8 protein-coding genes are annotated in these 9044 nt (G+C 37.2%); all 8 read left to right on the top strand.

The annotated features are described in order from the left end of the window. Nucleotides 1-35: 35 nt before the first annotated feature. Nucleotides 36-584, top strand: a complete 549-nt coding sequence (locus tag GF867_RS10710; protein WP_153833103.1) for an NADPH-dependent FMN reductase — start codon at nt 36-38, stop codon at nt 582-584. A 932-nt stretch (nt 585-1516) separates the two neighbouring features. Continuing rightward, the gene (locus tag GF867_RS10715; RefSeq protein WP_153833104.1) at nt 1517-3343 is read left to right on the top strand and encodes an FAD-dependent oxidoreductase; all 1827 of its coding nucleotides are present in this window, start codon (nt 1517-1519) and stop codon (nt 3341-3343) included. A gap of 272 nt (nt 3344-3615) precedes the next feature. Further along, nucleotides 3616-4089, top strand: a complete 474-nt coding sequence (gene rimP / locus GF867_RS10720) for a ribosome maturation factor RimP (RefSeq protein ID WP_153833105.1) — start codon at nt 3616-3618, stop codon at nt 4087-4089. 24 nt (nt 4090-4113) lie between these two features. Next, entirely contained in the window at nt 4114-5424 is a 1311-nt protein-coding gene (gene nusA, locus GF867_RS10725) for a transcription termination factor NusA (protein WP_153833106.1), read from the top strand. A gap of 24 nt (nt 5425-5448) precedes the next feature. Continuing rightward, on the top strand, nt 5449-5748 hold the full coding sequence (rnpM, locus tag GF867_RS10730; RefSeq protein WP_260393984.1) for an RNase P modulator RnpM: 300 nt from the start codon (nt 5449-5451) through the stop codon (nt 5746-5748). After that, nucleotides 5745-6074 carry a L7Ae/L30e/S12e/Gadd45 family ribosomal protein gene (locus GF867_RS10735; protein ID WP_153833107.1) on the top strand — a complete coding sequence of 110 codons (330 nt, stop codon included), beginning with the start codon at nt 5745-5747 and terminating at the stop codon, nt 6072-6074. Before rnpM ends, GF867_RS10735 begins: the two co-directional genes overlap by 4 nt. Nucleotides 6075-6093: 19 nt before the next feature. Next, entirely contained in the window at nt 6094-8358 is a 2265-nt protein-coding gene (infB, locus tag GF867_RS10740; RefSeq protein WP_153833108.1) for a translation initiation factor IF-2, read from the top strand. A 25-nt stretch (nt 8359-8383) separates the two neighbouring features. Next, complete coding sequence (gene rbfA, locus GF867_RS10745) at nt 8384-8773, top strand: 30S ribosome-binding factor RbfA (RefSeq protein WP_153833109.1); 390 nt, start codon at nt 8384-8386, stop codon at nt 8771-8773. Nucleotides 8774-9044 lie beyond the last annotated feature (271 nt).

Consider the following 9044-nt stretch of genomic DNA (forward strand, 5'->3'; position numbering starts at 1 on the left):
AATCATATATTTTAAATTCGAAAGGGTGTTGTAACATGACAAAAATTGGTGTAGTAGTAGGGACTTTACGTAAAGAATCTTATTCACGTAAGTGGGCAAAAAATATTGTTGAACTATTACCTGAAGGTTATGAAGTAGAATTCTTAGAAATCGGCAACTTACCTTTATACAATGAAGAGTATGATGCAAACAGTCCAGCAGAATATACTGCATTCCGTGAAGCAGTAGCGCGCCAAGATGCAATTATCTTTGCAACTGGTGAATATAACCGTTCAATTCCAGGTGTATTGAAAAACGCATTAGACGTAGCATCACGTCCATGGGGTCAAAGTGTTTGGGGTGGAAAACCTGCATTAGTTGTTTCACATTCAATTGCTAACTTATCAGGTTCTTTAGCTCAATTCCACTTACGTCAAATTTTAGCATTCTTAGATATGCCAGTGTTACCTCAACCAGAAGTTATGTTAGCTAACTCACAAAACTTAATTGGTGAAGACGGTAAAGTTAACAACCAAGGTACAATTGACTTCTTACAATCAGTTGTAGATGCGTTTGTTCCATTTATCGAAAAACACAAAGCTTAATTAATTTATCTAACTAGTAGAACCTCCCGTTTGGGAGGTTCTTTATTGTTTTATAGGTATCGTGTTGATTTAGTAAGTTTAATGCTGCGTCTGGCTTAAAACCCTGTGTTATCATGACAAAATTGCTAAATGAACATAAAAGACCGTCCTCAGATAATGTTCGTAATTTTCTTGTACACGGAGACTATGTTAACTCATGAAGACTATGCTTGTGAATTTAGCAAATGTAAATCGTATTGGCCAACTAGTTTACTTACTGTTTGTGGCTCCTCGTTTGTTGAGCGAGGGGATTTCAACTACCTAACTCAAACTAAAGGCAGTTCTCGTCAGAAAAAATCAGACGAATCCGAGGCCTTTAAATTCCGTTTAGAGTTTTAACTTGATTTGATAATTTTACTTTTGTTGGAATACTTAACGTAGCTCGGGGATTTATTTTCCAAAGAGGTACAAAGTGAAATTAGAACAGCTTGGTGTGACATTGAATGCAGCAAATTAGTTAGAGTCTAACCGATTGAGCTGGATAAGAATGGACATTACGACCATAAATGAAGCCATGAAATTGACCACTGTCTTGGAGAACAATTAACTACGCGCAGTACACAGCTTGGTACATCAACATAAAACATATATGCCTTATATTACAAAATAAAACTTCAGTTACACACGCCTTTTTAGTTACATCTCCTCAATTTCATGAAGCTCATTAAATAAACAGAAACCTATCCAATCTAACTAAAAGTTGGAAATAGTAAGATTTTTCTGCTACCTAAATTCCAATATTGATAAATTGAGTTGACACACAAGATTGTCTTTCGTGTAGAAATTAGACTTAGCTTTGGCAACATAAATGTATCCGTTCTTTATTAACTAGCTAATAAAATATCTATGTGATAATATGAGCATATAAGTTAAAATGAAAGGATGTTTAGGAAATGGGAGAATTTAAGGGTAGAGCGCAAGGCTTTCATGGTCCAATTACAGCTACAGTTGAATTAGATAACGGAAAAATTATTAAAATCACAAGTGAGCATGAGCCAAATGCACATATTGGTAATTTAGGTATTCAAAGAATGCTAACTAAGATTGAAACTAAGCAGAATTTAGATGTTGATGCAGTTTCAGGCGCAACTTTTAGTACATCAGCATTTCTTAAGGCTGCTAGAAAAGCAGTTGCAGTTTCGGAAGGTAAATTAGGTTATGACGAAGCGTTGGATCTATCCGTGAGCTTACCTTCTACAAACGAAGAAAATATAGACTCGGTTACCAGTGCTTCAATTACAAGTCATGATGAAGTCAATACATCAGTCGCACAAGCCCCTATTTACTTAGATGATGACGATAAGTATTTTGACGAAGTTTATGATGTTGTCATTGCTGGTTCTGGTGGTGCGGGCTTATCAGCTGCAGTTGAAGCTGCGCGTGGTGGACTGAAAACTTTAATTTGTGAGAAAGCAGGGATTCCTGGTGGGACTACGAATGGTTCAGGGGGAGTTATTCAAGCTGCTGGGACTAAATATCAAAAGAATTTAACTTCCTATCAAGATGATACGCCGAAGAAGCATGCTCAATTATGGGTGACTGCTGGTGAAGGCAACGTGAATGAAGATTTAGTGTGGGATTTAGCGCTGGGTGCTCCTCATAATATTGAATGGTTGGCTGAGATGGGCTTAAACTTCGATACGGTTTACGGGCATGCTCCGATTCCTTATGTAGCAAAAGATTTACATGCGGACCGTATTCATCAATATGAAAATGGTGGAGACGGTGGGGCAGGTACATTGTTGATATTAGCTCTATTAAAGGAATATGAAGCTAAAGGCGGAGCAATTGAATATGATTGTCCAGTTATTGGATTGATCCAAGCTAAGGATACTCACGAAGTGATTGGGGCTGTAGTTCAAAAAGAGGGCCAAACCCTTAAAGTCAAAGCGAATTTAGGTGTTGTATTGGCAACCGCATCAGTGGATCATAATCCAGCCTTAGCTAAAGAATTGAATCCGCAACAATATTTCGATATTTCCAATTCAACTTTATTATCATCACCATACGACACTGGTGATGGAATTATGATGGGAATGAGTGTTGGGGGTGCCATTTCTGGAATGGGAGGTTGTATTGATTTCTGTGGTCGAACAGGAAATGCAACTAACAATAGTATTCCAACGATTCCTTTAATTCATGTAAATGGAATTGGTAAACGATTTGTTCGCGAAGATGCAACTTATGCCTATCATTACCGAGCAATTTTCCAAGAGACACAAAAGCACGACGCTCCAACATTTATGATATTTGGCGAACAATCTATTTTAGAGCCAGGTAGTGCGTGGACTGCTGAAAGTTTAGCGGCTGACCTTGAGTCAGGCTTATTAATTAAAGCAGATTCTATTGAAGCTCTAGCAGAATTAATTAAGGTGCCAGTCAATAATTTAATTGAGACATTAGAACAGTGGAATAAGTATGCAATCAAAGGTGAAGATCCAGATTTCGGAAGAGAACAAGGTGTTAAAACTATAAATGCACCTTACTACGCTATGCAGAATAAGGCTACAAATCTTGGGTCGTTAGGCGGCATGAAAATTAATACAGATTCTCAAGTATTGGATAACTTTGGTCATGCCATTAAAGGTTTATATGCTGCTGGTTTAAATGCAGGAGGCTGGGTCACAGGTTACTACCCAGGGTCTGGAACTGCAATAGCTGGGATTATTCACCAAGGTAGAAAAGCAGGGAAACATTTAGTTAAAACCAAAACATTATAATAGTATTGTAGTCAGCTTTGTCATTTTAGGTGATAGAGCTGATTGTTCTTTATGAAAAGGTATACATTTTAAAGAAAGGCTTAAAATAGCTACAATAGTGGCTGCGGCTTGATATTAACTGTTCTTTGTGATATTATAATGAAGTAGAAAACGTAGGTGAGGAGTGAGCGGCAACGCTCGCTTTTTTCATGCAGTTGGGTCGTTTCATGACGAACAGACAAATGGACAATTACTTACAGAGTAGAATGAAAGTGAAATTAAGAGGTGAATCAATGAGTGCAATAATAGAAAAAGTTAAACCAATTATCGACCCACTTGTGGAAGAGATGGGATGCTTTATCGTTGATATTGAATATGTTAAAGAAGGTAAAGACTGGTTCTTGCGTATATACGCGGATAAAGAAGGTGGAATCGATTTAAACGACTGTGCAGCGATTAGCGAAAAACTTAGCGAGTCACTCGATCAAATTCATCCAGACCCTTTCCCTGATGCTTATTTCTTAGAAGTGTCATCGCCAGGGGCGGAAAGACCATTGAAAACTGAAGCTGATATTCAAGCAGCAGTTGGCGAGTATGTGCACTTTGACTACTATTTCCCACAGCATGGTGAAAAACAACATGAGGGAACACTTCTAGAAGTTAATGACGAACATTACCTACTTGAGGTGAGAATTAAAACGGCGACGAGAAAATTAGAAATTGAGAAAAAAGCTGTTTCTAAAGCGCGTCTAGCGATTAAATTTTAGACAAAGAGTAAGTGAGGGAATAAAATGAGTAAAGAACTAGTTGCAGCAATGCAAGTATTAGAAGAAGAAAAAGGTATTTCGCGCACAGTCATTAAAGAGGCGTTAGAGTCAGCTTTAGTATTAGCTTATAAGAAAAACTATGACCAAGCTCAAAACGTTGAAGTAGTATTTGATGAAAACAACGGTAAAATTGCAGTGTATTCTGTAAAAGATGTTGTTGAAACTAACTATGACAGTACATTAGAGATTAGTTTAGAAGAAGCTTTAAAAATTAATCGTGCCTATGAAATCGGAGATAAAATTAAATTTGAAGTAACTCCGAAAGACTTTGGTCGTATCGCAACACAAACTGCGAAGCATGTCATTATGCAAAGAATTCGTGAAGCTGAACGTGAGATCATTTATGAAGAGTATACTCAATACCAAGATGAAATTCTAACTGGAACGGTTGAACGTCAAGATAACCGTAATGTATATGTAAACATTGGTAAAATCGAAGCGATTATGCCGATGAATGAACAAATTCCGAGTGAAGAGTTCCAGATGGATGAGCGTATTAAAGTGTATGTGTCTAAAGTTGATAAAACACCTAAAGGACCACAAGTTATTGTTAGTCGTGCTCACCAAGATTTCCTACGTCGTTTATTTGAACAAGAAGTACCAGAAATTTATGATGGTGTTGTTGAAATCATGAGCATTGCTCGTGAAGCTGGTGACCGTTCAAAAGTTGCGGTACGTTCTCGCGATAAGAACATTGATCCAGTCGGTACTTGTGTGGGTCAACGTGGGCAACGTGTTCAAACAATCGTGAATGAGTTGAACGGTGAGAATATGGACATTATCGAATGGGCAGAGGAACCAACAGAATTTATCCGTAATGCGATGAACCCTGCTGATGTAGTTGAAGTTATCTTTGACGAAGCAAACCATTCTTGTATCGTTGTCGTTCCAGATTACCAATTATCATTAGCAATTGGTAAAAAAGGACAAAATGCTCGTTTAGCAGCTCGTTTAACAACTTATAAGATTGATATTAAGTCTGAAACTGCTTATGCAGACTACTTAGATGAGCAAGCAGCTTTAGCGTTTAAAGCTGAAGAAGATGCGATTGATTATGGTGAAGAGATTGATTTATCAAATGTTGAAGGTGAATTTTTATCAGCTGAAGCAGAAGTAGAAGCGATGATAGATGAAGCAGATAATGCTGAACAAAATTTTGACGCTGAAGACGTTGAAGAATTAGTAGCAGAAGCTGAGGTCGATCCAGAACAATCTTACGATGAATTAGTTGAAGAAGTTGATTTCATCGAAGAAGTTGAAGAAGAAGAATTATAATTGAATAATTAGGGAGGGATACATTTGAAGAATAATCAACCTAAACGCAAAGTGCCCTTGAGAAAATGTATCGTATCACAAGAGATGTACCCCAAAAAAGAGTTGGTACGTGTCGTAAAAAATAAAGACGGCGAAGTATTCTTAGATCCAACAGGACGCCAAAACGGTCGTGGTGCTTATATTGCATTAGAACCAGCTTTAGCTTTGAAAGCTAAAGAAAAACGTGTCTTTGATCGTGCATTCGGTGTAAAAGTCAGTGATGAGTTTTACGATGAATTATATGCTTACGTTGATCATCAGAAAGCGCGGAAAGAATTACTATGATGCCGAAACAAAAACAATTGAATCTACTTGGTTTAGCAACGCGTGCGCGTTGCTTAGTATCAGGTGATGAAATGGTCGAAAAAGCAATAAAAAACAACCAAGTAAATGTAGTCATTTGTGCATCAGATGCAAGTGAGTCAACAAGAGAAAGATATATCGGTATGTGTGAACGAAATAACGTACCATTAAACCTTACATTTACTAAATATGAAATAAGCCACGCAATTGGTAAAAGTCGTACAATTTGTGCGATTAATAACCGTGGCATGACAAAGAAATTTTTATCATATGTGACAGGAGCAGAACAACATGAGATAAATGACTGAATTATAGGAAGGTGATATTATGTCAGCAATACGCGTATATGAATTTGCAAAGAAATTTGATCTAAGTAGCAAAGAACTCTTAGAAGTTGCAAAAACAAATGGAATTAATTTCAATAGTCATATGTCGTCAATGGACGAACAACAACAAAAGCAATTAACAAACGCTATTACTAAACCTAAAACTCCTGCTAAAGCGGAGACAAATAACCAAGCAAATCATAATAGAAAGAATGCTCAACAGAATGTTAAATCTAATTCTGAGGCAAAAGGTACATCCATGACAGAAAAAACTAATAACAAACAACAACATACTGCTAAAGGCCAAACAGGTAATACGAACCAAAAACCGGCTCCAAAACAACCAGTTAAGCAACAAACAAAAGCTTCGATTGCAGCTGAAAAAGCAGCAAAAGAATTTGGTTCAAGACGTTCTCGTGGAGGTCGTCGTAATCGCCGTGGTAAATATAATCAACCTAAAACAGAATCAAAAGGCCTTACAGCACGTAAACATAAAGATTTGCCTGAAAAATTGGTTTATAGCGAAGGGATCAACATCCAAGAAATTGCGAAACAATTCCACCGTGATGCTTCAGAAATCATCAAAAAATTACTTATGCTTGGTGTAATGGCGAACCAAAACCAAGCATTGTCAAAAGAAGTAATCGAGTTAATCTGTGTTGAGTATGGTGTAGAGCCAGAAGAAAAACACGTTATCGATGTTTCTGATTTAAACCAATACTTTGAAGATGCTCGTGCTAATCGCTTAGAAGAAAACTTAGCGACACGTCCACCGGTTGTAACGATTATGGGGCACGTTGACCACGGTAAAACAACATTACTTGACCAATTACGTAATACTCGCGTAACTGAAGGCGAAGCTGGAGGAATCACGCAACATATTGGTGCTTATCAAGTTGAAGCTAATGGTAAAGTCATTACATTCTTAGATACACCTGGTCACGCGGCCTTTACGACAATGCGTGCTCGTGGTGCGGATGTAACAGATATTACGATTATTGTTGTTGCGGCGGACGATGGTGTAATGCCACAAACTGTTGAAGCGATTAACCATGCTAAAGCAGCTGAAGTGCCAATTATTGTAGCTATCAATAAAATTGATAAACCAACTGCTAACCCAGATCGAGTAAAACAAGAGTTAACAGAACACGGGATTATTCCAGAGGACTGGGGAGGAGAGCATATTTTTGTAGAAATTTCTGCAAAAATGAACTTGAATATCGATGAATTATTAGAAATGGTCTTATTAGTTTCTGAAGTAGAAGAGTTAAAAGCTGAACCAAACCGTATGGCATTAGGTACAGTAATTGAAGCTCGTTTGGATACTGCACAAGGTGCTACTGCTACATTATTAGTACAAGATGGTACATTAAATGTCGGAGATCCAATCGTGGTTGGTAATACTTATGGTAAAGTAAGAACAATGGTTAACGACAAAGGACGTCGTATTAAAACTGCAGGACCATCAGCACCGGTTGAAATTACTGGTTTAAATGATGCGCCTCAAGCAGGTGATTTATTCGTAGTCTTTGAAGATGAGAAAACAGCACGTCAAGCGGGTGAAGAAAGAGCGAGCAAAGCTCTTGAATTGCAAAGAGATAGCAAGAAAAAAGTTACGCTTGAAAACTTATTTGATAGTATTAAAGATGGTGAAATGAAAGCTGTTAATGTTATTATCAAAGGGGATGTTCAAGGTTCTGTAGAGGCTTTATCAGCAAGCTTACAGAAAATTGAAGTCGAAGGTGTTCGCGTTAATATCGTCCATCAAGCTGTTGGTGCAATTAACGAGAGTGATATTACTTTAGCTTCAGCTTCTGGTGCGATTGTAATCGGCTTTAACGTTCGACCTACACCACAAGCTCGTTCACAAGCTCAAGAAGAAGAAATTGAAATTCGTTCACACCGTATTATCTACGATGCGATTGAAGAAATTGAAACAGCAATGAAAGGTATGTTAGATCCAGAATACGTAGAAGAAATTACAGGACAAGTAGTAGTTCGTGAAACGTATACAGTATCAAAAGTTGGTACAATTGCTGGTGCATACGTACTTGATGGCTTCATCCAAAACTCAAGCATGATTCGTTTAATTCGTGATAATATTGTTATCTTTGAAGGTGAATTAGCGAGCTTGAAACGCTTTAAAGATGATGCTAAAGAAGTTGCAAAAGGCTTCGAATGTGGTATCATGATTGAAAACTACAACGATATTAAAATTGATGATATCATCGAACCTTACCGTATGGTTGAAGTTAAACGTAAATAAGACTAATTAAAGGGGAGGCCCTAATATGGCGAAATTCCGCTTAGGACGTATCCGTCAAGAAATTATGCGTGAAGTAAATGACATTTTAATCCGTGAAATCAAAGATCCACGTATTGCAGGTGTTACAATTACGGATGTAGAAGTAACTGGCGATTTACAACAAGCAACAATTTTTTATAGCACATTATCTGATTTAGCTGGTGAACGTCAGAAAACAGAAGCAGGTTTAAATGCTTCTAAAGGTAAAGTTCGCAGTGAACTTGGAAAACGTTTATCCATTTATAAAACACCAGAAATCTTTTTTGAACGTGACCGTTCAGTTGATTATGGTAGTCACATTGATGCATTGTTAAAGAAAATAAAAACTGATGATGTAGCAGACGATATGGATGACGCTGAAGAAGATTCAGAATAATCAAATATAATGCGAGCACTCGATAATTGATGAATTATCGAGTGCTTTTTTATCATAGTATAAGGGTTTATAAGTTTTTTGGGTTCTAAAATTTTGAGTGTTGGTGAGGAAATCCTCACTGACACTCTTTTTAATTTTTTGTCAAAAAAAAGCCAGTGATTTCCTTTATAATATAGTCACCACAACCATCAAAAGGAGAATTCACTTGGCATATATACATAGTATCGCAAAATTGTTCGAAATTAAAGACCCAAATATTGTATTAGAGGAT

Origin of the sequence: Fundicoccus ignavus, from assembly GCF_009659375.1 — a bacterium.
GTDB lineage: Bacteria > Bacillota > Bacilli > Lactobacillales > Aerococcaceae > Fundicoccus > Fundicoccus ignavus.